We start from the raw sequence: 25,421 nt of genomic DNA, 5'->3' as shown, positions 1-25,421 counted from the left end.
AAAGGCCCTGCGGCTTTAAAAAAAAAGACCTGTAGCTCTAAACCAGCTCCCGGCTAAAGTCCGAGCGGGCATCCGAAAACAAGAACCCCAGCAGCGAATCATCCGACTGCTCGGACACATCGTGCCATTCCCCGAAGGAAGCCGCCTTGGGGGCGATACCCACAGACGTTAACAGCGGCACCGGGACCAGCCGAACATCTTTAAACACTTGCAGGTAAAGCTGGGAACGCAAGCCCAAAATACCCTTGCTGGCATAGGCGGAAGCCGTGGAATACCCGATTTCACGCAGCAGCATGGTTACGGCATCGCCCAAATCCAGCGTTTGACGAAGCCGGGAGAACAAGGCTTTCAGCAACGCAGGCTGGCCCAGTAAAGCCAGGGGAGATTCCCGAATCAGAAAATCCCCTTCATCCACCAGCCACTGGCTGGTTTTAAGTACCAGTTTTTTAAAGGCGTTTATATTTTGCAGCTTGCTGAGGCAATGGTTATAAATAATGCGATCGCAAGGAATATCGGTCAACACAGCGGCATTGGCGTTTATAAATTTAATGTTCTGGCGGTAGCCAATGGTGGCACGGGCATCCGCTATTTTATCCGAATCAGTATCAATGCCAATAATTTCCACATTGGGCATTAACAGCGCCAATAAATTGGCAAAAGCCCCATCGCCACAACCAATCACCACAATGCGGCGAAGATCGGTAGGAGCGCCTTGCGCTAGAAAATCAGGAATGAGGGGTCCATTGAACCACTTCCACAGGGCAAAATCGTACAACTGCAACCGGGGGTATAGTTGCATCAAGGTTTGCTCAATCAGCGAACGTTCCGCCAGTTTGACCCCGCCAAACTTTGAGACGGTCAATGGTTGGCCGCTCTCGCCTAAAAAGCCGGATTGCAAGGCTTGTCGAATGCTGATTGCCATAAACCCACTCCCTGATGAACAGTTCCAGCCCGTATATTTCATGATTTTAGCAATCCAGCAAGCCCCTTTCCTCCCCTGAACAGAGGGGCTTGGCAAGGGGCTTGTTTTCAGGGCAAGAAAGAGGCCTACATTTTACAAGGAGGCCTTCAAGCAACTGGCAGTCGTGTTAAAACACGTGGACTTTGCGATCAGCGGGGTTCAGGAATCGGGTAATACTGTTGCGGAACAACAGGGAAATTTCTCCCACCGCCCCGTTACGGTGCTTGGCGATAATAATATCGGCGGTGCCGGGGCGCTCGCTGTCTTTGTTGTAATACTCATCCCGGTAAATAAACATTACCAAATCGGCGTCCTGCTCAATGGCGCCGGATTCCCGCAAATCGCTGAGCATGGGTTTTTTATCCTGACGGCTTTCCACCGCCCGAGAAAGCTGAGACAAGGCCATGACCGGCACTTTCAGCTCTCGAGCCAAGCCTTTCAGGCCTCGGGAAATGGCCGAAATTTCCTGGGTACGGTTGGCGTCTCCCCCACTGCTGCCCCCTGGGCCGGACATGAGCTGCAAGTAGTCAATCACAATCAGGCCCAAATCCCCGCCCGATTCCATTTGAACCTTACGGGCCTTGGCCCGCATTTCCATCACGGTCAAACCGGGGGTGTCATCAATGTAAACCGGGGCATCGCCCAAACGGCCCATGGCTTGGGTCAGCTTGGGAAATTCATGCTCGCCAATCTCGCCAGTCTTGATTTTCTGGGCGTCAATTTCGGCCTCAGCGCACAGCATCCGCAGTACCAGTTGTTCTTTACCCATCTCCAAACTGAACACCAGCACCGGCTTTTGCTCCCGCAGGGCAACGTGGGTCACGATGTTCAAACAAAAAGCGGTTTTCCCCATGGAAGGACGGGCGGCCAAAATGATGAGATCGGACTTTTGCAGGCCAGAGGTGTAATTATCCAGATCGTAAAAACCGCTGGACACCCCCATTAAGCTACCCCGGTTGGCGCACCGCTCTTCAATCTGTTCCCAGGATTCAGGCAGAATGTCCTTAATGTGGGTTAAATCGTTGGGAATGCCATGCTGGGCCAGCTGAAAGATACTTTGCTGGGCCATATCAATGGCCCCTTCAGCGTCGTTGGTTTCATAGCAATGGCTGGCAATTTCGTTGCCAGCAGTAATTAAAGAGCGCAGCAAGGCCTTGTTGCGAATAATTTTGGAATAGTAGGTAATGTTTTCGGCGGTGGCCACCGACATGGCCAGATCCATGAGATAAGGGCGCCCGCCTGCGGCTTCCAGGGTGCCTTTGTCGTTCAGCATTTCGGAAACGGTAATAATGTCGATGGGTTCGCTTTTGTTGTAAAGCTCGGTCATGGCTTCAAAAATGTGCTTGTGCGGCCCTCGGTAAAAATCATCGGGACGGATCAGTTCCACGATTTTGTTAAAAGAATCCGGGGAAAACAGAATGCCCCCAATCACCGATTGCTCGGCCTCCACGCTATGCGGGGGCAGCAGGCTTTCTACCAAAGCCAAACCGGGGTCATCCAGACCTGAATTTTGATGGGAGGGGTAATTACGCTTGGATACCATAAACGCTAGCTCTCTATTCTGTGGGTTTGGCGGTACACCAGTCAGCGCCAAACCAGCAGACCCCCCAATGACCAGCATCTCTGGACCCGGATCAACCGATAGAACGCCATTGGATACCAGCGGACTTCTTACGCAAAACCGTGCAATGGTGTGAAAAAATTAACTGTCAGCAACTCTCATCATAACAAAGCCGCCTTCTGATCATGAGCTACGAGGGTTATAGTTTTTACATGGTAAAAAGAAATGGGACTAACCTCAGCCAAGCGCTTTGAAAAGCCATAGGGGCTGGTATAGAATGCGGGCATTCCACGTATTTTTAAGCCCTCCCCACCGGAAAGGATACCCATGTCCAGCCTGACCATTGAGCGCATGTACTGGCTCCCCTATTGCAGCACCTGCACCAAGGCCGAACAATACCTGAAAGACAAAGGGGCCAGCATTCAAACTTATATCAACGTCAAAGAAGAAACCGTTTCTGAGGCCACCTTAAAAGAAATTTGCGAGCGGATGGGCGGGGTGGATAAACTGTTTTCCAAGCGGGCCATGAAGTACCGGGCCTGGGGATTGAACGAGAAAGAGCTTTCTGATGAGGAAATGCTGCAATACATGCAGCAGGAGTACACCTTCATCAAACGCCCGGTTATTATTACCACCGATCAACAAGTACTGGCTGGCTTTTCCGCCAAGCAATACGATCAGCTTTTTAAATAAATTTCCCAAAAATTCAGGGCGGTAAGCACTGAAAAAACCTGCTTTGCAGGGCTTACCGCCCAAACCCGTTACATTGCGCTCACCGGGTCATGGAAAAAATAGTCCCAGTGCTTAATGCCATCGCAGCCTTTGCAAACCGCAAACTGGTTCATAAACATCAAATCTGCAATAAACTCCTGATCACCCACTTTAACGATCACCTCGTTAAACTCGTTGGTGGCCACCTGTACCTCGCCTTGTACGTTCTTCTGGACAACCAGCTGGAACTCCGTGGCTTGGCACTTTTTGCACTTAAACATGTTCACGGTCCTCATCCCAGAAGGCCATACACCCCAAAGCCCTCTGTATTTCCCTCTTTGCTAATCCCCAGGGTGTGAAATGGATCGAACATATCCCGCTTCTATGATACCCTTTTAGCTGGCAACGTACCGAGAAAAGCAAAGCGTGCTTTACAAAATATGACAGAAATGATCTCTTTGCTGGGTTCAACCGGTTCCATAGGAACTCAGGTACTGGACGTGGTTCGCCGCTTACCGGCGCGTTTTCAGGTTAAAACACTGGGGGCTGGAAAAAACCTGCTGAAACTGGCCGAACAAGTGGCCGAGTTTCAGCCAGAAGCCATTGCCCTGCAAGATGAGGCGGATTTGCCCGCCTTGCAAGCCTTGCTGAAAGAATACGCCCCGCAGTTTGAGGGTGAAGTTTTTACAGGCACCGATGGGCTGAACCAACTGGCGCTTTGGCCCAGCGTGGATACCCTGATTGTGGGTCTGGTAGGACTAGTGGGGCTGGCCCCTTCCCTTCAAGCGTTGCAGGCCGGGCGAAAATTACTGACCGCCAACAAAGAAACCTTTGTGACCGGCGGGCATCTGGTGCAACCGTACCTGCCCCAGGTGGTACCCATTGACAGTGAGCATGTGGCCATTCACCAGTGCCTGAAGCACGAACCGGCCCATACCGTGGAAAAACTGTATTTAACCGCCTCCGGGGGTCCATTCCGCACTTTTTCCAAGGCCCAAATGGACCAGGTAACGCTAGCCCAGGCCCTGAAGCACCCCAAATGGGTGATGGGCCGAAAAATTACCATTGATTCCGCCACCATGATGAACAAGGGGCTGGAAATTATTGAGGCCCACTGGCTGTTTGGCATCGCTTACGAGCGCATTCAGGTGGTGGTGCATCCTGAAAGCGTCATTCACAGTGGGGTGGCCTTTAACGATGGCTCCATTCTGGCCCAATTGGGGGCTACTGATATGCATGGCCCCATTCAATATGCCATGACTTACCCCCACCGACTACCCAACACCGCTCCCGGCGTGACGCTGGACCTGCTGAGCCTGTCCCGGCTAAACTTGGAACCGCCCGATTTAGAGCGTTTCCCCTGCATTCGGCTGGCCTATGAAGCGGGCCAGTTAGGCAGCAGCGCCACCTGCGTACTGAACGGGGCCGATGAAATGGCCGTTCAGCTATTTTTAGAAGAAAAAATCGGATTCAATGACATTGCCCGATTGCTCAGCGAAACCCTGAGCGCCCACCAGCGGGAAGGCATTACCGAAAAACCCGCCCTTGATGAAATCAAGGCGCTGGATCGCTGGGCCAGACAGTCCGTCCTTCGGCTGGCCGGGCTGGAACCGGACCTGACCCAAATTTAAAACCGGCAAGAACTACCCTCTCCCTGCCTTGTTTTTGAAACAAACTTCGTCAAACCATTAAAATTTGAATGCTTTTAATGCGAAAAATCCATAGGGAAGCCAGATCCAGTTCCCTTGTTTCAAGCGGGTCTAATCTCCTCAAAAAGCCCCGCTGTGGGGCATTCCCCAATAAACCATTCCCCAGGTGGAGAAATTTTTACAAAAGAAAACAATCTAATGGTTGTAAAAACAAAAAAAGACGTATAATAAGTCTTGTAAATGTATACCCCTTCGATTGGCCGGACTTTTTGCAAAGAGTCCGGTTTTATTTTTTGGGGCATTTTCAAATCTATACAAACATTTGAATAAATCCCCTGCTGCTGCCCCATCGTAAATTTTCCCAAAGAGAAAGCCGGAGGGGGGACTCCGGCTATTGAATCAGCTTCATAGGGGGTTTTTACGCTTGTTTTAAAAGCTTTGCTTGTTTTAAAGTCTTAATGGGGACTCTTAATACTGGCTAAGGTAAGGCATCAGCTTGTCTAAGCGCTTCTGCTCTGGCTTGCCCAAGGTTTTTAGCAGCACAGGAACCACTTTGTTCATCTGGCAAATAAAAGAGTAACCACCTTTGGGGATGGAGCAATTGGCGCAATCCGCCTTGGTGACGTAGCACTTAATTGCCTGATCCGTCCAGGTTTGGGTAATTGAAGCGGATACCTCGTCATCCACCGGTTCCGTCCAGACTATTGTCCCGGTAACGGTTGCCATGGGCTAAACCTCCTCGCACCATCCTTGTTTGAACCAACACACATTTCCACACAGCCTGCTGGGTGTTATGAAATCCACTCGTTCCACTGGGGATATGACTATGATATGTCCCAGCACACGATCAGCCTTCCCCTGAATAGAGGAAGTTTGAAAACGGATTGGGCCAGTCTGCCCAATCCGCCAGCAAACGCAAACCCACTTTGTAAAAAATTTCAAACTGCATTCAGGTTTGCTCAAAACTTGCCGAAAGCAATCAGGTAACTGCTTTTTCAGTGTCTCAACCTGACATTGAACCGCATCGTGTTAACCGGATAGAGGCAACATTTATGTTTAAAATCTTCTCGGTAGAATCCGTGGATAACAGCCATCCAGGGCTTTCCGAGCTGCGACGCCGACTGGTGGAGCAGGGTTACGAAATGCTTTGCCCCCAAAAACACCGGGAACTGATGGACGACATTAAGGAACAGCAACCGGATTTAATTTTGCTAGACCCCACCATTCCCGATCAAACCGGCTTTAAAGTGTGCCAGGGCTTAAAAGATGACCCGGAAACCGAGAATATTCCGGTCATTTTTATTCACAGCCAGAGGCAGCCCAACGCCCAATTGCTGCAAAGTCTGGAGAACGGGGCCACCGATCTGGTTTCCATTGAAACTGAGGAAATTGAGGTGATGGCCCGCTTAAAAGCGGCCATTCGCAATAAACGGGCAGTCAGCCAATCGGTGCAACTGGCCCAACAACTGAATAAAATCAACACCGAACTCTACGAGCGGAACCTTCAGGTTGAAAAAGAACTGTATGTAGCTCGGCAGTTGCAACAAAGCCTGCTGCCCCCGTTCTTGCCAGATTCAGCGCTGTCTGAGGATGAAATTTCCACCTTTAGCAAATGCCATTATAAAGATGACAAACTTCGCATCTCCGGGCTTTATTTACCCTGTGATTCTTTGGGGGGCGATATTTATGACGTGATCAAATTCCCCAACAATACGGTGGGGGTAGCCATTGCCGATGTTTCCGGGCATGGGGTGCCTGCCGGGTTTATTACCGCCATTTTCAAATCTTCCTTCTACCGAATTACCCACAACCACACTTGCCCCGCCGATATTTTGTTTCACCTGAACAATGAGCTGGCCGATATTATCAAAACCGGTGAATATGTCACCGCCATTTACAGCCGAATTTGCCCTCGCTCTGAAGGATCTGATCAGCTCTCCTTTGAGTTCTCCGGGGCGGGACACCCCTACCCGTTGCACTATAAAGCCGCCGAAGACAAGCTATACCGCCCCAAGGAAAATGGCACCCCCCTGGTTTGGATTAAAGATATGGCCTACCCGTTGGGGCGCATCGACATTGAACCCGGCGACAAAATTTTTCTGTTTACCGACGGGGTCAGTGAAATGCGAAATATCCGAGAAGAGATGTACTCGGAAGAAAAACTGGAAGAAGTGTTTCTGGCGCTGGTGCGCAAGCAGTCGCCCCGTCTGCTGGATGAAATCATCCAGATTCTATCCGACTTTACGGAAGGGCATCCCCTGGAGGATGACCTGAGCGCGGTGCTAATTGAGGCGCTATAGAGCGCTATAAGGCGTTAAACTTTATCCAGCTTGGCGAATTTGGGGTCCAGCAGTTTTTTACCGGCAATGGTATCAAACTGGATGCTGTAGATGGCCTTTTCGCCATCTCCCAGCACCTGACTCACCGTGCCTTCCCCAAACTTGGCATGCGCCACCCGATCACCCACCTTGAAGGCGGCAGCGGAAGGACTGGGCTGCGGGCGATTGGAACCCGCCGTGGGCAAGGCCGTGGGCGGGGATTTTTTGGGCGTTAAGTTCCGCAAATGCGGGCTGACATTAGAATAACCCGGATTGCTACCCCCACCGGAATAGCCCCCCGAGGACTTGCCGGACTTGTTAAAGCTACTGCCCCCGTAATCGGAATCGGAGAAACGCTCCGAGGTATAGCCAGAGGAACGACCCGCTCCACTACTACCACCGCCCCGGCGCATGTCCTCCACGCCCTCATCGCTATAGCGATTGGTGGAGGTGGCCTCCAGGGTGTAGAAGCCGGACAGGTACTCTTGCGGAATTTCCTTCAAAAAGCGACTGGGTTGAGAATAACGCAGCTCACCCATAATCAGTCGGCGGCGAGCGTAAGTTAAAAACAGACGTTCCATGGCTCGGGTCACGCCCACGTACATCAAACGGCGTTCCTCTTCCATCTGGGTGGTGTCATTCAGCGAACGGAAATGCGGAAACAAGCCTTCTTCCAGCCCGCAAACCGCCACCACTGGATACTCCAATCCCTTGCAGGCATGCAGGGTCATCAGCACAATTTTATTTTCCACCGGCTCAGAGGTATCAATATCGCTCAACAGAGACATTTGGGTTAAAAACTCGGCCAAACCGGGCTGGGTGTCTTCCGTGGGGGGATTCTCAATCATAAACTGGCGGGCCACGCTGATGAATTCCTGCACGTTGGCTTGTCGCCCTTCGGTATCGGCCGGGTCTTCCAGCTTCAGCTCATCAAAATAGCCGGTTAAATCCAGAATCTGGGTGACCAGCTCATCCAAAGTCACCTCGGTGGCCAAACGCTTCAAGCGCTCCATCACCGATACAAAGCTTTGAACCGCCTTAACCGCCTTGGGCTTCAGCTCGGCCACCTGCTCCACCTGCCTCAGCACATGATACAGGCAAACCTCATGCCGACTGGCGGTGGCTTCCATCAGCTCCACGCTGGTTTTACCCAGGCCTCGCTTGGGGACATTCAAAATACGCTTGACGCTGTAGCTGTCCTGCTCGTTAAAAATCACGGTCAGGTAAGCCATTACATCCTTAATTTCCTTGCGCTCGTAGAACTTCAGGCCCCCCACCATATTGTAGGGAATCCCTCTGGAAATCAGCACATCCTCCAGCACCCGGCTTTGCACGTTGGTGCGGTACAAAATACAGCAATCGCCGGGCTTGTAGTTGCCGCTGCTGGTCATTTGCTGAAGGCGATCCAGAATGTAGAAGGCCTCTTCCCGATCGTCCTTGGCTTCGTAGCAGTTAATTTTTTCGCCCGCCCCGCGCACCGAAATCAGCTCCTTGGGCAAACGCTCCTTGTTTTGCTCAATAATGGCGTTGGCCACCTCCAGAATGTTGGCGGTAGACCGGTAGTTGTGCAGCAGCTTGATAATGCGGGCATCCGCAAACCCACTTTGGAAGTTCAGGATGATGCGGAAATTGGCGCCCCGCCAACTGTAAATGGATTGATCCACATCCCCCACCACGGTGAGGCTGCGAGACAGCCACAAGGCCTTTTGCGATTCCGGGCTGCTGTCCTCTTTCAGGCAGCCTTCTGATAACAGGCGCACCAGTTCGTACTGGGCATCGTTGGTATCCTGAAACTCATCCACCAGCAAGTGCTTGAACTGCTCGTGATAGCGCTGCAACACATGCGGATTTTGCTGCAGCATTTTGACCGTAATCATCAGCATGTCATCAAAATCCATGGCGTTGTTGCGAGACAGTTCCGCCTCGTAGCCATCGTAAATCTGGGCCAGCTTCTCGGTTCTGAAATCCTTGGCGGTGGTGGCGTAGTCGTAAGCGTCCAGCATCTGGTTTTTGAAGCCGGAAATGGTGTAGCGCATGTTTTTGGGGGCGTAAAGCTTGTCATCCAGGTTCAGGCTTTTAATGACCGCTTTGACCGCCGCCATGGACTCAGTTTCATCGTAGATAACAAAATTATTGTTCCAGCTACGGCCCGCCTTGGAGGTGTAATGGCCGATATCTCGCCGTAAAATGCGCCCGCAAATACTGTGAAAGGTGCCAATCCACAAGCTTTTGCCAGTGGCCTCGCCGACCAGATGCTGCAACCGTTCCCGCATTTCACGGGCGGCCTTGTTGGTAAAGGTCACCGCCAAAATTTCCGCCGGATGGGTGCCGGTTTCAATGCGATGGGCGATTTGGTGGGTGAGTACACGGGTTTTGCCACTCCCTGCCCCAGCCAGTACCAACAATGGCCCTAACTGGTGCGTCACCGCATCCAGTTGATCCTGGTTCAGATTTTGCAGCAAACCATTCATAAGCTTTCGCCTAACCTCTCTAACATATCTGGGGTTTAACGGATTTCAGAACGCCTGGGCCATGCTTCCGGGCTGGGGGGACGGGGTAAAAAAGGAAGCATTCTGAGTCTGGCCGAACACGGGTGGAGCCGATTGATAAAAATTTCAAATGATAAAAAATCTCAAAGAAATGGCACAATCGGCGGGTTTTTATATAATATAGTGTTTAATTCCCGGACTTGTCGATGACTTATTGGGCGAATGTTGGATTTCTTAATGTTTCCCACCCCTTTTGCCCGCTTAACATGGACAAGCAATGGATAGACAGAGACTTAGCAGCTGAAAAAGCCTAAAACCATGGAAAATCTGCGCGATTAACCGGGTTAAGGCACTGTTAAAACCGGATTTTGAACGTTTTTGTTGTTTGAATTTTTTTAAATTAAAAAATGGAAGGGACCCGATGACTGAGCATTCCTCGCCTGAGGCCGTAGTGCAAAAAGCCTTGGCCGCTATCGGCATAAACAATCTGTTTGACGACCCCAAGCAGGAGCAGACCATTTTAGTCCCCATTCTGTCCAACGACGATATCGATCAAGACACCCCTGATCCCAACGACGATTTGGCCGCCGAGCTTTCCATGCTGCAGCAAAAGTCCAAGGCCATCGCCATTATCGGCAGCCGAAACATTCCGTTGCCCCATCAGCAAATTATCGAAATGCTGGCTTTTTCTCTCACCCACAACGGCAACCAGATTATCACCAGTGGCGGATCTTCAGGCACCAACGCCGCCGCCATTCGGGGGGCCATGAAAGGCAACCCGGAACTGCTGCGGGTCATCCTGCCCCAAACCATCGGCCAGCAACCTTCCGATGTGCAGGATCAACTCATTGGCATTCCCAATATCGTGGAGCATCCCGAGTGGAGCATGATGAAACTGGCCGATGCCAGCCGCCTGTGCAACCGGGAAATCGTGGACGAGGGTCAGCAACTGATCATCTTGCTGTCTCACGATAGCCCCACCTTGCATACCGCCATTGACTATGCCAACGAAAACCATAAACTGGTCACCTGCCTGTATCTGGATTAATGAAATAGCGGCCTCTCATCTGCATGGGGCTGCCAACCATCACGCCACAACCAAAAATCATCAACCCCTTATCAAAAAGGTGAGCCCGAAACGGTTCACCTTTTTGAGTGGGCCTGAAATTTGCCTGGGCCATACCCATGCTCGCCACCCGAATCCCTCGGTTGGGTATCCAATCTCTAGCCGGATGGCAAATTACCAAATCGATTGCCATCCGTTACACTGTTCCCTCTAAGCATAAAATTCAAGGATAAATTTAGGGATAACATCAGGGTTTATGGCAAGGCCAGCCTATCATCAGGCACCCGCTAAAACCCTTCCAGTTTTTTGATCCATTAAAAATACAATCCATAAATATCGGCACACCCGCAATTGCTTTCGCAAAAAGCCCATTCTGCTTTACCGGCTGGGCAAACCACTCTACCAAACCACTTCAGTAGGGATTAGGAGGGATTATGAGAAACAAACAACTGGCATCAAGCCTGACCACGGTCGCCATTTTAAGTCTCAGCATACCGCTAGGCGCTTTGGCCGACGATCCGGTTCAACCCAGAACCGATAGCAGCACCACCCAAAGTGACAGTAGCACCACTCAAACCGATACCACCACCCAGTACGGCACCACTACAACCACCACCACCCAAAGCAGCAGCACCCCATCCACAACACCCGGAGTGAGCAGCCTGGTTCTGAACAATCAGTTTGGCTATGGTCAAAACGAAGTGATTGTGGGAACAGCGGACGGTACCAGCCCCATGGTGCTGCCCAAATTGAAAATTGGCTCGGCCAATACCTCCATTCGGGTACTGAACCCCACGCCCAACCCAGTGACATTTAGTGTGCCACAGTTGAATATGACCGCGGTGATTCCACCGAACGGGGCCAGGGTGGTGCAGATTGATCAGGCTCAAACCGCCAGCTTGACGCCCGGTCAAGAGGTTGCCTATTATATTAATGATTCCGAGGGCAATCAGATCGCTTCCAGCAACTTTATTAACGAACAGGAAATCGTTAGCATGATTGACATCAACACAACGATTGCCAGCTCAGAAGAAAGTACCACCACCTCTTCGACGACTGCACCCCCACCCACCCAACGAAGATCCACGGTTCGGGGTTATTGGTAAAAACCGGTAAGCAGCGAAACGAACGAGGCGCAACCGGAACCTTACCGGGAGTAACCCATGAATTCAGTTCGTTTCACCCATACCACTCATCCGCTTTTGGCGCTCATTATAGTCCTCGGTCTAACCGCGGGCTACGCAATGAGCGCCGAACCGGTTTCCAAAGCACCGGGCAATTCAAAGCCCGCCAGCCCGGCTCCCACAGCGCAGGTTCAACTGGTAACCCGTCATATTAAAATCAACATTCCCAGCCGCACCTTGTGGGTTTACGAGGGCGAGCGCATTGTTCGATTTTTCCCGGTTGGGGTGGGCCGGGTGGGCTTTCCTACCCCCACTGGCAAGTTTAGCGTCATCCGCAAGGTCGAAGATCCGGGCTGGGAAAACCCTTATATGGGTTCCGGTAAAATGCGGCTGGCACCGGGAGAAGACAACCCTTTAGGCACCCGCTGGATTGGCTTTTTGCAAAACTCGGGCGGGGAGTATGGCATGCACGGAACCGATAACCCTACCTCGGTGGGCAAACTCAGTTCTCATGGATGCGTACGCTTAAAAATCCCCGATGCCGAAGTTTTATTTAACCTGGTAGAGGTTGGCACCCCGGTGGAGGTGGTCTATCAGCCGGTGATCATTCGCAGGCATGCCGATGAAGTACGGGTGGCGGTATACGCCGACAAATTTCGGCGGGGCATGCCCAGCGTGGCAGCCATCAAAGCGGATATTGTCAAGCAATTCCCTTCGGCCAAAGTGGATGAAGAAGAACTCAAAGCGGCCCTCAGCCAGCCTTTGGAAAAGTATGTCCGGGTGGGTTTGATTGACACTGAAATCAAACCGCCGGATGCGCTGCAAACAACGCCAGAAAAAGGACCGGTTGAAAAAGTGATTTTGCAACCCATTGGCCCTTTAGAGAATTGAAGCGACGACGGTCGGCTTTAGCCCTGACTGATGACACCAAAAATGGCCGTATCATTACGGCCATTTTTGAATTTCAAATAAACAAAACCGTCTTTTAAGACAGCTCGGAATCGTTGAATGGAAGCCCTTCCAGCATGGCCGTAGGAGCCGCAGGGGAGCGAAGCGCCTGCTCATCCAGTGGTGGCCCAACCAAAAGTCCGCAAGAAATCATATCGCTGATTCGAAACGCCCACAGGACATTGCCTTGCTTTCCCGTTTGAAAAAAAGTGAAAAACTCATCGTTAAGATCCTGAACACGACCCCGCAGCGGACTGCTAAAACCATGCATGAAAACAAACACATCGCCACCGGACTCAAAGGCGGACTTTAAAAGCATTTCAAACATAGACAAACCCTTCCTGCTCAGGTGAAACACCCAAACGCTTTACCGAACGCAACTCAAACGAAAAAAATCTGAAATCAATGAATAAACCACAAACGTCTCGAACCCTGAATTTTAATTGTTTATAAAACCGTTTATAAAACCATTGTAAAGCAAATTCAAATTCATTGAGTTCATCTTTTTAAAAGACGAGGAGGCTAGAGGAATGTTCAACTCAACCAATCGTTTTTTTTAACAATAGCCGGTATCCGGCGGGTATTAACGCTCACTGTTAAAAACAGGCAGGTGGCGGTAAACAGACTTATTCCTCTGGCTTCAGGACTTTAGCCAATAGAGGGCTTTGCTTCTAGCCGACAGGGTAATTGTAGAGTCAGCAGTAGTGACTTAATCTGTTGTGTATTCCAAACAGATGGGTGATGCACGCGGAACACGCTCGCAAAACATATCTCAGGGTTATATCTCACCCTGATTCTTCAAAAATATTGTCTGGTTTTAAGGAACTGAAGTTTGGCAACAATCACGTTCCAGCGCATCTTCGGCATTCGTACCGCCGCTTATGAATTTTTTAACCAGACAAGGATCAATGCCTGCGTGAGTTCACTCGCTGTTTATCGCAGTTTGACTCATTAATTTACAACAAATAGGAGTAACCACCATGAAAAGAAGTAACTTAATCGCTTTGGCCGTCACCTTGTCTTTGGCTTCCGGGGTCACCTATGCCGCTACCAATTACTCGGATGTCAGTGGCAACTGGGCGCAAAGTGATATCAATACAATGGTTGATATGCAGGTGATGAGCGGCTTTAATGATGGCAATTTTCATCCCGACGCCTGGTTAACCCGTGCAGAATTCACCCAGATGTCTGGAAAAGCACTGGGGCTGGAAGCTCAAAAAGCGGAAACCGTTCCCAGCTTCAAGCAGGTTTCCAAAAATGACTGGGGCTTCAGCAATGTTGATAACCAGCAGTGGATCACCAGCTATCCCACCGGCGTGTTTCGCCCCGCCAATCCGGTTCGTCGTGTGGAAGCGCTTGCCGCTATGGGTGGCGCTTTAAACAAGCCCTTGGTCAGTGATGCGGAAGCCACCACCATTCTCAGCAAATATTCCGATGGCGATCAAGTGCCCCCCACCGCGCGCCGTCAGGTAGCCACCGCCATTCAATACAATTTGTTTGAAATTGATCCGGCTTCCGGCACCGATAAAATTGAGCCAATGCGCCCCATTACCCGTGCGGAAACGGCAGCCTTGCTGAACGATTTGTACGAAAACCGGGATATCGCCATTGTGCAAAATGGTGAAGTGATTGCCCAAACCCAACCCGGTGATGAGACAACCACCAGCACTGGCACCAGCGCGGTTTACGGAGAAAGCACTGAAACCAGCAGTACCACTGAAGCCGCCAGCCAGAAAATCGGCTACAAATCCACCCCTTATCGCAACAGCGCCGATACCATTCCTGAGTTTCGCACAGTGAATACCACCACCACGCCTACCACCCTGTCCGCCGATAGCGCCATGAGCTTGCCAGCCAACACCACCTTTACCGGCACCGTGGCTAAGGCATTGTATTCCGAGTTCAACAGACCTGGCGATCCGGTCATGCTGATTCTGGATCACCCCCTGTTTGACACCAGCGGCAAAATTGTGGCCCCTGCGGGCAGCAAAGTGCTGGGCGTCATCACCAACGTGGTTTCCAAAAACCAGACCAACGAAGACGCTCAACTGGGTTTTGCCTTTAACGGGTTTATTACCCCTGCTGGACAGCGCATTCCGATGAGCGCCACCATTGCCAATACCGATGGCATTTTGAAGGCCAAGGAAATGCAAGGCGTGGTATTCCACCCGGATCGCTCCACCGCAGCGCTGTCGCGTGAGATTAACACCTCGTCCGGCTCCCTGTACGGCACCAAAATTGGTAAGGCCGAAGTGCTGGATCAAGCCATGGTGCAACAGGTCAGCGACAAGCCAATGGATCCGCTGGACAAACGCAGCAGCAACATCGTTATCGGGGTTGGTGATCGCTTGCAACTCCGCCTTGAAAGCATGGGTAGCGACCCCGCCACCAATACCCAATAATCCATTTGTATAGAGAGCGGTACGACGATGCACCCGGTCGGCACGACCGATCGGGTGCTTTTCTTTATCTTTTTTTCAATATAAATACTTCCCCAAACAACGACCTGTTACAAAGCACGCACAAAAACGGAAGCTTTTGTTTTTATGCCTATGTTCCCACATTGACTTATCAATTCAGGAACAACGGTGTGAGGATGAAAAAGAGATGGATTTTTTTGAGGGGTAATCTCAATTGCGGAAGGCTTAAAACACAGGCTTATGGCCTAATCGCTTCTTAGTAAGCTTGGATACAGGGGGGAAATCGTACTATGGCATCACCAATATCAGGCAGTCCAAATGTTTATTCACTTTATAATCCGGCGCAATCCGAAGGGCAAGCAGCCCAGGCAAAGCCTTATACCAATCACGACATTGGCAGCCAATATTTTCAGCCAAGCAAAAACCAACCCGGATTTACGTCCAATGACCTCGGCTCCATTATGTCCGCGCAAACGCAACAACCCCAACCCTTGAATGATATGACCGCATTGGCCAGAATTCAAAGTGTGGGGGCTGAGCTAGATGCCCAAACCACCGGCGAAAAGGACAATAAAATCAGTATCGACGATCTGCGTAAAGCCATGGAAGATACCACCGAAAAATACAGCAAGGAAGATCAAGAGGCCATTCGCTACCTGCTGGATAACCAAAACGGTTTACGGGGACGTCTGGATCAGTTTGATGGCAAGTCCGATGGGCTATTTACGCTGGAAACCGTGAACCAGGTCACGGCCAATCCAAACACTCAGCCTAAACCCAAAATGAGCAATACTGAGGCAGTAATAACCCTGAAAGACCATTTGCGGGGCCAATTTAAAGCCGGTTTGAAACGCGAAGATTTATTCCGGCTTCAGAATGATGAAAAAGCCCCCGAAGCGGTTAGGGAAGCCGCAAAGAAACTACTGGAAAACGAAGCGTTATTTAAAGCCGCCGATACCGGTCGAGACGATGACGGTAATTATGACGGCCACATCAGCGTTGAGGATTTAAGCAAACTGGCAAACCGCAGCGATGTGGATAAAATAGGCGGCGGCTCCTCATCCACTACCACCGGGGGCTTGGCTGGACAATCGGTGGTGCAGAATGCTTACCTGCCCGTAAGCACCGGCAACCCCAACGCCGATTATTACCAGAACAACGTGGTCAACCGGGCGCTGGGACCCGCCATAGATGCCTTTAGACAGGCCAACACCCCCGCAGCCTAACCCGCCTATTACCGCTCAGTTCCGCATTAAAATTCCGGGCGTAAACGAGCGGATCGCTCTATAGTCATGGGGTTCAAAAACGAAGCCCAGACCATGAAAAGCGAGTGCATGGCCGAACAGGCAATCCGTATTAAAACGATTTTGTCCAAGGCCAGCAGCCTGATTAAAAATAAATGGCAGAGCACTTTGCCATTTATTTTTTTGGGAGAGGCCAAGCCCACAAGGCGGAGATGCCGAGCAACACCGCAAAAGCGTTGGAGCTTGGCAAGCGCCCTGCAAGCCATTCGAGATATTTCCATACCCATGAAAACGTAAAATAAAAAGGGAAGGGGCTAGGAAACTTCTCCATTTGATTTGCCCCTACGCTACGGTAAACCCTCTCAACAAAAAGCGACCCTGCCGCTTACAAGGTCGCTTTTCATCAATAATGCCGTCTTAACCGTATCAATATCAGCTTAAGGATTTTTGATACTTCCGGTTAAGCCTTTTACGGATTTCGAACGGGTCCCCGACCCGAAGCGGGTTCTGGATTCCCGGCAGCTGGTTCCGGATTCCGAACGGGGCCCCGGCCCCGAGCTGGTTTTGGATTCCCGGCAGCTTGTTTCGGCTTCGAAGCAGGTTGCGGCGCCTCTACTTCCTGGAAGCCAACCTGATTTTTCATATTCAGGAAGCTCTCTTTAGACATGGTGAACTCTTTGCCGGAGAACCACGGGTTGCTGTAGGTCACCGAATCGGCAGTCACGCTTTTAACGGCATAGGCATGATTTTGAATGTCTGCGCCAGCTGTGCCATCACCTTGGGCCCTTCCGCCAAATACTACTGAAATGCCATCTTTATCATTCAGCATCTTATCCCATACGGCTTCTTTCTCTGATTTGGAACTGGCCACTTTGCTTTTCTGGCCAGTTAGTAGCTCCTGAGCTTCATACACACTACCACCGAGATTAATATCCCGACCATTTTCGGACGTTCTGTAATATTCTCGGCCAGCTGCTTCTAGAATCTGGGTATCTTTGTCACCTCTGCTAAGCTCGCCTCTGGCTGCTTGCTCACTCAGCATGGCATCGGTTACTTGATAAGATTTATGGGTTTTATCGCCAGCAAAGGTTACGTTGTAGCTGCCATCACCATTATTTTTAATGGATTTTTTCAGCACGTCCTTGCCTTCTTTGTCATTATTAACAGAATTAATGCTGCTCAGGAGAAAACAATTTCCGATGCCACCCTGCTTGAACGGATCGATACTGCCATCATGCATTTTTATGTTTAGCCCGGATTTAATTTCTGAGTGAGTCAAGAGGCCATTTTCATCCGTATCTATTTCCTTAAAGCCCGCGTTGAGCACGTTAACACGTTCATCGTAAATGTCATTTTTTTTCATATTGGCTTGCGCTGCGGTCAATTCTCCCTGTGAAAGGGTGCCATCATTCGTTTTATTAGCTTGATCCTTGGGATCCAGAATCTTGCTTTTGGTTGCATCCGTTTCAACCAAGCCAGCAAGACCCTGTGCTTGTTCTATTGAATAAGGTTTATCGCCAACATAAAAAGACTGCCTTGCAGTGTCTTTTTGCTTGGGCTCTGGTTTCATGGGTATTTGTTTGGGCGTATTGGGCTCATCGGGGTTATAGGGCTTATAGGGCTTATAGGGCTTATTGGACTCATCGGGGTTATAGGGGTTATAGGGGTTATAGGGCTTATTGGGCTTATTGGGCTTAGAGGGCGGCTTATTGGGGTTGAGGGCTTGGGCAACCTGTGCCTTGCCGGCTACTGCTTTAGGATCTGCATTATTAGGCAACGCTGGTGCAGACTTAGCTTCAGCCTGGGCCGGAGCTGACGAGGGTGTTTTTTTCTCCTCTACCTTTTTGTCTTCATGTTTTTTCTCGGTAGGTTTTACAGCAGGTGCTGGTGCATTTGCGCGAACGGAATTAATCATCGTTTCTGCTCTCTTATATTACAGGCGTGTACATATCTGGCTGGATCTGCCAGTTAATTGAGGTGTTCAGGAGATTGGATTACGCTTCTCTCGTTTTTACGTGTTTATAAATAAAAAAACAATCTCTTGCGTATATGATCTAAAGTTACATTTCTTAACGAAGTTAATCCCATTTCTATGCCCGCATATTATTTTATTGATGGCCAATTTGATTTGCCCTTACGCTACCCTCTCAACAAAAAGCGACCCTGCCGCTTACAAGGTCGCTTTTCATCAATAATGCCGTCTTAACCGTATCAATATCAGCTTAAGGATTTTTGATACTTCCGGTTAAGCCTTTTACGGATTTCGAACGGGTCCCCGATCCGGAGCGGGTTCCGACTTCGGAGGTACTTCCGGCATCCGCTTCGGTTCCGGCTTATGCGCTGTTTCTGGCTTCGGAGCTGGTTCTGGCTTCCGGGCTGGTTTCATATTTTCGAGAAAATCGCTCATTTCGCTTTCGGAATCTTTTAATGCATTGCTTATCTCATACTTGCCCAAAACACCATCACGGCTGGTATCCGCTTTTGCGAACTTCTCATCCAGATAGGCTGCAAAGATATCGCCTTTTTTAGCGCCATTTTTAAGTTCAGATTGACTGACCACGTCATCTTTATTGGCATCCACCCCTCTTAAAATGTTCCTAATTTCAGAACTCTGTGGGCCATTATAGTAGTCTTTACTTGCCTTATTGATCTCATACTTACCCAAAACGCCATCACGGCTGGTATCCACTTTTGCGAACTTCTCATCCAGATATTTTGCAAAGCCATTGCCTTTGTTAGCGGAACTTTTAACTTCAGACTTATCGACTACATCATTTTTATTAGTATCCAACCCTTTTACAATACCCATATTTATAGAATGCTGTGGGCTATTATTGTAGTCTGTTATTGCCTTATTGATCTCAAACTTACCCAAAACACCATCACGGCTGGTATCCACTTTTGCGAACTTCTCATCCAGGTATTTTGCAAAGCTATCGCCCTTTTTGGCGCCATTTTTAAGTTCCGACTTATCGATTACGCCATTTTTATTGGCATCCAGCCTTGGTAAAGGAGTGTTTGCTGCGCTTTGCGTATTAAATTTCATTTCCATATATCGTGGCTCTCTCTCTTCTTCAATAACGTGGAACTATCTATTCAATAAATGCAATATTAAAATTAAAACAATCAAAAGTTTAAGATTGCCCTTTCTTTTCAGAAAACTAAGACTTGAAAGCCCTGGGGAAACCAAGCGTTCAGCCATGAAACGCTTAGGCTCAAGACGCCTCAGAGCGATTGAAATAGGCATCGCTATTTCCCTGAACGCTAAGCCCACCTCAAAAGGGCCTCCCAAAAAACAAGAGGCCCTTTTGTTGGCATTGATTTTGAATAAGCCCTAATTCAGGTTGTACAAATAATAAAGCAAGGTGCGAACCCCAAACCCCGTGCCGCCCTTGGGGGTTTCTGGTACATCACTGGTAACCCAGGCAGGCCCGGCAATATCCAGATGCGCCCAGGCCCGGTTTTTATCCACAAAGGCCTTCAGGAACATCCCACCCGCTGAAGACCCTGCCTGCCCCTTGGAGCCTGAATTAATCAGATCGGCAATATCACTTTTCAAAAACGACTGGTATTCCTCGTACAACGGCAATTGCCAAAGCTTTTCTCCGGCCTGCTCGCCCGCGGCCCGAACCCGATTGATTAAATCATCGCTGGTGCCCATGATACCGGCCGCCACTTTGCCCAAAGCCGTCACGCAAGCCCCGGTTAAGGTGGCCAAATCCAGCAGTTCATCCGGGTCTGTTTGTTGCTGGGCGTAAGTCAGCGCGTCGCACAAAATCAACCGACCCTCGGCATCCGTATTATTCACCTCAATGGTTTTGCCGCTCATAGCGGTTACCACATCGCCGGGTTTGCTGGAACGGGCGCTGGGCATATTCTCGCAAGTGGCAATAAACCCGTGCACTTCCACATCCAGGTTTTTAAACTCCGAAATGGCTTTGAGAGTGGCCAAAACCGCAGCGGCCCCCGCCATATCCATTTTCATTAATTCCATGGAAGCCGGAGGTTTGAGAGAGAGGCCACCGCTATCGAAAGTAACGCCCTTGCCCACCAAGGCTACTTTTTTGCTGGCCTTGCCCGATGGCTTATAGCACAGGTGAATCAAGTAAGGCGGCTCGTCGCTGCCTTTGGCCACCAATTCAAAAGCGCCCATGCCCAGCTTGCGAATCTGATCAAAATCCAGCACCTCGCAAGTGACCCCCTGAAGGGCTTGGGCCTGCGTTTTTAAAAAGGTGGGGGTTACATAATTGGCGCTGTCATTGACCCAGTCTCGGGCTAAATTGGTATGCACACCAATCATGCGCCCCAAGCCAAGCCCCAGTTCAATGGCTTTCAGTTGTTCTGCCTGAGGGGCCACAATGGTCAAGGTTTCCAGACCATGCCCGCCCAACTCTTCATCTTCATTGCCAGCGCTTTCCTTTTGAGATTCCGCCGTTTTTTTGCCCTTGCGCAGCATAAATTGATAATCGCCCAGCAGCGCACCTTCAGCCAGCAAGCGGGCTAGCCGTTCAGGCGAATTTTCTGCACCCCCTGCCCCTTGCAGATCTGATCCATTTAGATCTGATCCGTGCAACAAACTAGCAACCTGTTTAACCTTAAGCTTGCCGCAGGCCCGAATGGCAGCGGCACTGGCCCGGCGCAACTGTAAGGCGTTTAAAGCCTCCACCGAGCCCAGCCCCACCACCACAACATATCGGGCCACCAACTGCCCATAGGTGGGAAGCACGCAGGTTTCCCCCAACTTGCCTTTAAACACCTGAGGAAGCGTTTGTAGTTCTCGGGTCAGCAAGCCCCCCAAAGCCTTATCTACCGAGGCTGTTGCGCCAGCGGGAGTGGCAGCCCCCTCTACCCAATTAACAATAATGGCCTCGGCCTTGAATTGGCTAATATCACCCTGTGCCACTTCTATTTGCATGCCGCATCCCCTTCCCAACTCTGATACATTCAACAATACCGCTATTATACTCCAGCTCGATTCATCCGCATGGCACGGGTGACCAGCCATATCTTTACAATCATAGTATTGATTTTTAAAGTTGATACCTGATCATGGATAAAAATTGAATGCTCAGGGCTGCCCTTTCAAACCACGCACCCCAAACCGCCGGAATCCACCGAGTGCGCCCCGCATGACCCTGATATTCGCATTAAGCATTCATCCGGCAAAACGCAGGAAAACAAGCTTTCATATGTACAATTTTTTCTCGTCTTCGGCCTTCCCCCCAGAAAATAACCTGATGCTTCAAAAACAAAAGAAGGCCTATCAACTGAGCCAACAGGCCAAAGAACCCCAATCTTCTGTTCAGCATTCATCTGAAGAATTAGACCCCGATGATCTGGCGCAAGTGAAGTTTTATGTACGCAACGTACCCATTAAATTACTGGCCATGGATGTCTCCAGAAAAACTGGAAACCCGGAGGTGATGCGCTATCTGGGTCAAGTTTTCCGGCAGAACTATAAAAATATCGATGTCCCCGTTTTTCCGTCCAGTGGGCTTACCCTGCTGCATGTGGCCCTCAATCAGGATAACCCGTCTCTGGTGCAAAGTCTACTGGATGAAGGAGCCGATCCCCGAGTTGAAGACAAGAACGGACAAAATGCTTTTGAACGACTGGCCAAACGCAACATACCCAACCGGGACCGTAAGGTGCTGGAAAAAAAATTAACCGATCAAGTCCTGCGACTCAGCCAGCCTTCCCCCAAAACAACCACCTTGATGTCCTGGCTCCCAAACTGGTTCAAAGCAAGTCCAATGCCCACCTTGCATGAACTGGCCAAACCGGATCCCGCATTGCGAAACCGCCAAGCTGAACCGGCATTTTCCGAGTCTTTGCCCGCCGCACAAAAAACGGCTCCTGCCAAAAACCCCGAGCAAACCCACTCCAATCCACCCGCCAGCCCTGAACCATCCACCCCTGAACCGCCGCCTATCCCCCCAAAAACAGAAATAAAAGTAAAAGTAAAAAAGGAAGAAGCAAAAGAGCAAGAAGCGCAAGCCCAACAGTTATTGGCAGTTGCCAGTCAACAACTGGAAACGCTTCAGGGCAGGCTGGAAGGGGCCCAAAGAACACTTTCAGGCCAACAAGCTCAGCGCAACGAAACAGAACAGAAAAACCATCGCCTGAAAGAGCAGCTGACTCAGGCCAATCAGGCCCATCAAAACACGCAAGCCCAGGCCAAGCTGGAAAGACATCAAGCCCAGCTTGAAAAAAACAGGCTAGAAAAAAAGATAGCCGCACTGGAAAAACAACAGGGCAGCACTCACCGCACATTGACCGCTCAGTTGAAACAGCTGAAAAAACAGGCAGAGCAACACAAAAGCACCCTTGAACAAAGAACGCAGGAACTTCGGACGCTCAAACAGCGCCTGAAAGCGGAAGCAAGTCATCAGGAGGAGTCCCAGCAAGCCTTGCAGGCCCAAATCAGCGAACTGGAAAAACAGCATGCCCACACGCAAGCCGAGCAAATGGCCCAAGCCCAACAGGCGCAAGCAAACTTAACCCAAATGCAAGCAAATTTACGCGACAGCAAACAGGAAATAAAAAGGCTAAAAACCCGTTTAAGCTCCGAAGGATTCAGGCAAAACAAGCGCAATGCAAATCTGGAGGTATCTCTCAGGGCCGAATTAAACAAACAGCAAGCCGCCGCCTTGCAACTGGCCGAAAACAAAGCAACCCACCAAGCCCTGCAAACCAAGCTGGAAACTGCCGAAACCCAAATCTCTCGGCAAAAAGCCCAGATTGCCAACTTGTTGGTAGCCAGCCAACATCAACAATCAGCACCCATTCCAGCAGCCCCATCCAGCCTTCAAAACCAGACTAAAAAGCCCGCCAGTGCCAGCAGCGCAAAGCCCCCCACCCCGCCCAAGCCGATCACTCAACAAACGTTTTCTGAGGTTGTGCAAGGCATCATGCACTTTTCCGCCTGGAAGCGACAACTGGCGCTCCAGCAAAACAGCATTAATGATGTGGTGATGAGCGATATTCTAAAAACGCTGGAAACGGTGGAGTCCCTGCCCGAAGCCCAAGCCACCATCCAGCAGTTGGCACAATACAGAATGAGCGCACTGAGCGATTTATCGCTGAAATACCAACTGGAGAGCGGCTTCAAGCCAAACCCACCGCAATTAATCACCCGTTCCAAATCGTTTGGTTAGCCGCCCATCAATTTTTCAATCAAAGCGGCATCCGGGCTGATAAACACGGTTTGCTCCTCCCGGTAATTGACATGCCCCGGATAAGACTGCGGAATTTTACGAACGTGTTTGCATTGGGTATAAACCACCGGCACGTTCAGGCTGCTTCGGGCGGAACTGTAATAAACCGCCAGTGAGGCCGCCTCCAGCAAGGTTTGATCCGGCACCGGCTCTTTGCCCGCCCTAATTAAAACGTGAGAACCCGGCATTTGATGCACATGCAACCACCAGTCATCCGAGCGAGACAGCTTGCCCACAATGGCATCGTTGCCCTGCCCGCTTTTGCCCAGTAAAATTTCAAGCCCATCGGAAGAACGCAAACGACTCACCCCCGACAGCTCTTTGGCCTCAGGCTCCCCGGCTTTTTTCTTTTTGCCTTCCAGCAACTTGGGCGCCTTTTTGGCAAAACCGGCGGCCGCCATGTCCACTTCCAAAGCGTCCAGATCGGCCAAGGTTTCCGCCTGGGTTACCAACTGCTTCAAGCTGGCCAGATAATCCCCCTCGGCGTTAAGCGCCTCGGCCATTTGCTGGTAAGCGTCTTTACGGGCTTTGGCCTTTTTGGCCCGTCGGTAATACAGTTGGGCGTTCTCCACCCAGCTGTGGGCGGCGTCAATCTCAATCACCCAGGCACTACCATCCTCGTAATGCGTAAGGGCCACCGTGCCTTTGCCACTCAGGGGCTGGGCGGGTACTTCTTTTGCGCTAAAGGCGGACAACAACCTGTCCCCGGTGGCTTGCAAGCGCTCAATTTCGGCATCCGTAATGGGCACCAGCTCTTTTTCCCGGCGCAAGCGTTTTTTCTCGTGCTGATCCAGCTTTAACAACAATTGCTCGCTTTTACGCCCAATACGACTGGCGTTTAAATGCCCGATAAAATAAGCGCCCACCAACGCGTTCACCGATTCAAAACGCAGACCGCCTTCCAAAGCAGGCACCCGTTTCAACAACCCGAAGCGCTGGCCATTGGGAGCAATGGCAGGGGCCAAAGCGGCCCCATCTTCCAGGGCATCCAACTGACGGTACAAGGCCAACGGCTCTCCGTCGGACAAAGTTAGAGCGTCTTCCAGCATTCGCAGGCCAAACCCCGCCAAATGGGCATTCAAAAAATGCGGGGTCGATTCTTCCGCCGGTTTTTGGGCCAATAAAGCCTTAAACTCAGCGGAGGTGATTTCTGATAACAACCGTTTCCCGGCCGGTTTGGGAGGAGGGGCGTAGGGCAAGCCCGCCGCCAGTTCCCGATGGCTGCTCATGGTTTCGCTCACCCCATGGGCCACCGCCAAAATAGCGCCTTGCAGTTCATCGTAAAAAATCATGTTGCTGTGCTTGCCCATTAGCTCCAGAGACAGCACCAGCCGCACCTGATTGCCCAGCTCGTTAAAATTCTCAAACACCAAATCAATCACCCGCTCGCCGGGTTGGGTTCGAACCTGAATCAGGCTGGCCCCTTGCAGGTGTTTACGCAGGAGCATGCACAGCGCCGTGGGTTTGGCAAAGGTATGCAACACGGTTTCCTGACGGTGCTTTGGCTGGGTCAGCACGCAAAAAGGCGCTTCCGGGTTGAGCTGAATATAAAACAAATTGAGGTTATCAGAGCGCAACGGGCCACCCCAAAAGGTGATTAAAAACTCATGTGGGCTGGGATGCTGCACCTTGCTCACCTTGGCATTGCCCAGCAAAGTTTGCAGCTCAGCGGCCAGGGCTTTCAGGGTAACGGCATCCAGTTGTTGCATGGCG

Annotated in this window: 19 protein-coding genes; 9 read left to right on the top strand and 10 right to left on the bottom strand. The window is 50.6% G+C overall.

What is annotated here, in order from left to right; all coding sequences use genetic code 11:
• Nucleotides 1–37: 37 nt before the first annotated feature.
• Together ACEW81_RS03655 and dnaB are read right to left on the bottom strand one after the other, a co-directional pair.
• Nucleotides 38–922 carry a class I SAM-dependent methyltransferase gene (locus ACEW81_RS03655; RefSeq protein WP_373531613.1) on the bottom strand — a complete coding sequence of 295 codons (885 nt, stop codon included), beginning with the start codon at nucleotides 920–922 and terminating at the stop codon, nucleotides 38–40.
• 166 nt (nucleotides 923–1,088) lie between these two features.
• Nucleotides 1,089–2,504 (bottom strand): replicative DNA helicase, encoded by a 1,416-nt coding sequence (gene dnaB / locus ACEW81_RS03650; protein WP_373531612.1) that lies wholly within the window; start codon nucleotides 2,502–2,504, stop codon nucleotides 1,089–1,091.
• 345 nt (nucleotides 2,505–2,849) lie between these two features.
• Here dnaB and ACEW81_RS03645 point away from each other — a divergent pair, with 345 nt between their 5' ends.
• On the top strand, nucleotides 2,850–3,215 hold the full coding sequence (locus ACEW81_RS03645) for an arsenate reductase family protein (RefSeq protein WP_373531611.1): 366 nt from the start codon (nucleotides 2,850–2,852) through the stop codon (nucleotides 3,213–3,215).
• A 68-nt stretch (nucleotides 3,216–3,283) separates the two neighbouring features.
• Here the strand turns inward: ACEW81_RS03645 and ACEW81_RS03640 are convergent, their stop codons facing one another.
• Nucleotides 3,284–3,514 (bottom strand): hypothetical protein, encoded by a 231-nt coding sequence (locus ACEW81_RS03640; protein WP_373531610.1) that lies wholly within the window; start codon nucleotides 3,512–3,514, stop codon nucleotides 3,284–3,286.
• 159 nt (nucleotides 3,515–3,673) lie between these two features.
• On the opposite strand from ACEW81_RS03640, the gene dxr reads away from it, so the two are divergent.
• Nucleotides 3,674–4,864: a 1-deoxy-D-xylulose-5-phosphate reductoisomerase gene (dxr, locus tag ACEW81_RS03635; protein ID WP_373531609.1), complete on the top strand. Its 1,191-nt coding sequence runs from the start codon at nucleotides 3,674–3,676 to the stop codon at nucleotides 4,862–4,864.
• A gap of 486 nt (nucleotides 4,865–5,350) precedes the next feature.
• On the opposite strand, the gene ACEW81_RS03630 is transcribed toward dxr, so the two are convergent.
• Complete coding sequence (locus ACEW81_RS03630) at nucleotides 5,351–5,608, bottom strand: hypothetical protein (protein ID WP_373531608.1); 258 nt, start codon at nucleotides 5,606–5,608, stop codon at nucleotides 5,351–5,353.
• 326 nt (nucleotides 5,609–5,934) lie between these two features.
• On the opposite strand from ACEW81_RS03630, the gene ACEW81_RS03625 reads away from it, so the two are divergent.
• The gene (locus ACEW81_RS03625) at nucleotides 5,935–7,182 is read left to right on the top strand and encodes a SpoIIE family protein phosphatase (protein WP_373531607.1); all 1,248 of its coding nucleotides are present in this window, start codon (nucleotides 5,935–5,937) and stop codon (nucleotides 7,180–7,182) included.
• Between the two features lie 14 nt (nucleotides 7,183–7,196).
• On the opposite strand, the gene ACEW81_RS03620 is transcribed toward ACEW81_RS03625, so the two are convergent.
• Nucleotides 7,197–9,671 carry an ATP-dependent helicase gene (locus ACEW81_RS03620; protein WP_373531606.1) on the bottom strand — a complete coding sequence of 825 codons (2,475 nt, stop codon included), beginning with the start codon at nucleotides 9,669–9,671 and terminating at the stop codon, nucleotides 7,197–7,199.
• Between the two features lie 439 nt (nucleotides 9,672–10,110).
• On the opposite strand from ACEW81_RS03620, the gene ACEW81_RS03615 reads away from it, so the two are divergent.
• From ACEW81_RS03615 to ACEW81_RS03605, 3 genes are all read left to right on the top strand, one after another.
• Nucleotides 10,111–10,737: a DNA-processing protein DprA gene (locus ACEW81_RS03615; protein ID WP_373531605.1), complete on the top strand. Its 627-nt coding sequence runs from the start codon at nucleotides 10,111–10,113 to the stop codon at nucleotides 10,735–10,737.
• 452 nt (nucleotides 10,738–11,189) lie between these two features.
• Complete coding sequence (locus ACEW81_RS03610) at nucleotides 11,190–11,861, top strand: cupredoxin domain-containing protein (RefSeq protein ID WP_373531604.1); 672 nt, start codon at nucleotides 11,190–11,192, stop codon at nucleotides 11,859–11,861.
• A gap of 57 nt (nucleotides 11,862–11,918) precedes the next feature.
• The gene (locus ACEW81_RS03605; RefSeq protein ID WP_373531603.1) at nucleotides 11,919–12,770 is read left to right on the top strand and encodes a L,D-transpeptidase; all 852 of its coding nucleotides are present in this window, start codon (nucleotides 11,919–11,921) and stop codon (nucleotides 12,768–12,770) included.
• A gap of 94 nt (nucleotides 12,771–12,864) precedes the next feature.
• Here the strand turns inward: ACEW81_RS03605 and ACEW81_RS03600 are convergent, their stop codons facing one another.
• Entirely contained in the window at nucleotides 12,865–13,155 is a 291-nt protein-coding gene (locus ACEW81_RS03600) for a hypothetical protein (RefSeq protein ID WP_373531602.1), read from the bottom strand.
• 652 nt (nucleotides 13,156–13,807) lie between these two features.
• Here ACEW81_RS03600 and ACEW81_RS03595 point away from each other — a divergent pair.
• Both ACEW81_RS03595 and ACEW81_RS03590 read left to right on the top strand, forming a co-directional pair.
• Complete coding sequence (locus ACEW81_RS03595; RefSeq protein WP_373531601.1) at nucleotides 13,808–15,229, top strand: S-layer homology domain-containing protein; 1,422 nt, start codon at nucleotides 13,808–13,810, stop codon at nucleotides 15,227–15,229.
• A gap of 308 nt (nucleotides 15,230–15,537) precedes the next feature.
• The gene (locus tag ACEW81_RS03590; protein WP_373531600.1) at nucleotides 15,538–16,473 is read left to right on the top strand and encodes a hypothetical protein; all 936 of its coding nucleotides are present in this window, start codon (nucleotides 15,538–15,540) and stop codon (nucleotides 16,471–16,473) included.
• 487 nt (nucleotides 16,474–16,960) lie between these two features.
• On the opposite strand, the gene ACEW81_RS03585 is transcribed toward ACEW81_RS03590, so the two are convergent.
• The 3 genes from ACEW81_RS03585 to ACEW81_RS03575 all read right to left on the bottom strand — a co-directional run bounded on the left by ACEW81_RS03585 (nucleotide 16,961) and on the right by ACEW81_RS03575 (nucleotide 21,406).
• Entirely contained in the window at nucleotides 16,961–18,406 is a 1,446-nt protein-coding gene (locus ACEW81_RS03585; protein ID WP_373531599.1) for a C2 family cysteine protease, read from the bottom strand.
• 339 nt (nucleotides 18,407–18,745) lie between these two features.
• Nucleotides 18,746–19,543 (bottom strand): hypothetical protein, encoded by a 798-nt coding sequence (locus ACEW81_RS03580; RefSeq protein WP_373531598.1) that lies wholly within the window; start codon nucleotides 19,541–19,543, stop codon nucleotides 18,746–18,748.
• Between the two features lie 282 nt (nucleotides 19,544–19,825).
• Nucleotides 19,826–21,406 (bottom strand): leucyl aminopeptidase, encoded by a 1,581-nt coding sequence (locus ACEW81_RS03575; RefSeq protein WP_373531597.1) that lies wholly within the window; start codon nucleotides 21,404–21,406, stop codon nucleotides 19,826–19,828.
• Between the two features lie 322 nt (nucleotides 21,407–21,728).
• Between ACEW81_RS03575 and ACEW81_RS03570 the strand changes: the two genes are divergently transcribed.
• Nucleotides 21,729–23,648: a hypothetical protein gene (locus tag ACEW81_RS03570; RefSeq protein ID WP_373531596.1), complete on the top strand. Its 1,920-nt coding sequence runs from the start codon at nucleotides 21,729–21,731 to the stop codon at nucleotides 23,646–23,648.
• On the opposite strand, the gene ACEW81_RS03565 is transcribed toward ACEW81_RS03570, so the two are convergent.
• A complete protein-coding gene (locus ACEW81_RS03565; protein ID WP_373531595.1) occupies nucleotides 23,645–25,417 on the bottom strand; it encodes an Rqc2 family fibronectin-binding protein in 1,773 nt (590 codons plus the stop codon). The two genes, ACEW81_RS03570 and ACEW81_RS03565, sit on opposite strands and share 4 nt — an antisense overlap.
• Nucleotides 25,418–25,421 lie beyond the last annotated feature (4 nt).

The sequence above is a fragment of the Vampirovibrio sp. genome, assembly GCF_041737375.1.
GTDB lineage: Bacteria > Cyanobacteriota > Vampirovibrionia > Vampirovibrionales > Vampirovibrionaceae > Vampirovibrio.
The sequence above is the reverse complement of the archived record's forward strand: the minus strand, read 5'-3'. Positions and strand labels throughout refer to the sequence as shown.

Bases quoted from the DNA above. Each gene is read 5' to 3' on its own strand.
- ACEW81_RS03610 (WP_373531604.1), top strand. From the start codon at position 11,190: ATGAGAAACAAACAACTGGCATCAAGCCTGACCACGGTCGCCATTTTA.
- ACEW81_RS03620 (WP_373531606.1), bottom strand. From the start codon at position 9,671: ATGAATGGTTTGCTGCAAAATCTGAACCAGGATCAACTGGATGCGGTG.
- dxr (WP_373531609.1), top strand. From the start codon at position 3,674: ATGACAGAAATGATCTCTTTGCTGGGTTCAACCGGTTCCATAGGAACT.
- ACEW81_RS03595 (WP_373531601.1), top strand. From the start codon at position 13,808: ATGAAAAGAAGTAACTTAATCGCTTTGGCCGTCACCTTGTCTTTGGCT.
- dnaB (WP_373531612.1), bottom strand. From the start codon at position 2,504: ATGGTATCCAAGCGTAATTACCCCTCCCATCAAAATTCAGGTCTGGAT.
- ACEW81_RS03605 (WP_373531603.1), top strand. From the start codon at position 11,919: ATGAATTCAGTTCGTTTCACCCATACCACTCATCCGCTTTTGGCGCTC.
- ACEW81_RS03615 (WP_373531605.1), top strand. From the start codon at position 10,111: ATGACTGAGCATTCCTCGCCTGAGGCCGTAGTGCAAAAAGCCTTGGCC.
- ACEW81_RS03575 (WP_373531597.1), bottom strand. From the start codon at position 21,406: ATGCAAATAGAAGTGGCACAGGGTGATATTAGCCAATTCAAGGCCGAG.
- ACEW81_RS03585 (WP_373531599.1), bottom strand. From the start codon at position 18,406: ATGATTAATTCCGTTCGCGCAAATGCACCAGCACCTGCTGTAAAACCT.
- ACEW81_RS03640 (WP_373531610.1), bottom strand. From the start codon at position 3,514: ATGTTTAAGTGCAAAAAGTGCCAAGCCACGGAGTTCCAGCTGGTTGTC.
- ACEW81_RS03630 (WP_373531608.1), bottom strand. From the start codon at position 5,608: ATGGCAACCGTTACCGGGACAATAGTCTGGACGGAACCGGTGGATGAC.
- ACEW81_RS03570 (WP_373531596.1), top strand. From the start codon at position 21,729: ATGCTTCAAAAACAAAAGAAGGCCTATCAACTGAGCCAACAGGCCAAA.
- ACEW81_RS03625 (WP_373531607.1), top strand. From the start codon at position 5,935: ATGTTTAAAATCTTCTCGGTAGAATCCGTGGATAACAGCCATCCAGGG.
- ACEW81_RS03655 (WP_373531613.1), bottom strand. From the start codon at position 922: ATGGCAATCAGCATTCGACAAGCCTTGCAATCCGGCTTTTTAGGCGAG.
- ACEW81_RS03580 (WP_373531598.1), bottom strand. From the start codon at position 19,543: ATGGAAATGAAATTTAATACGCAAAGCGCAGCAAACACTCCTTTACCA.
- ACEW81_RS03590 (WP_373531600.1), top strand. From the start codon at position 15,538: ATGGCATCACCAATATCAGGCAGTCCAAATGTTTATTCACTTTATAAT.
- ACEW81_RS03645 (WP_373531611.1), top strand. From the start codon at position 2,850: ATGTCCAGCCTGACCATTGAGCGCATGTACTGGCTCCCCTATTGCAGC.
- ACEW81_RS03600 (WP_373531602.1), bottom strand. From the start codon at position 13,155: ATGTTTGAAATGCTTTTAAAGTCCGCCTTTGAGTCCGGTGGCGATGTG.
- ACEW81_RS03565 (WP_373531595.1), bottom strand. From the start codon at position 25,417: ATGCAACAACTGGATGCCGTTACCCTGAAAGCCCTGGCCGCTGAGCTG.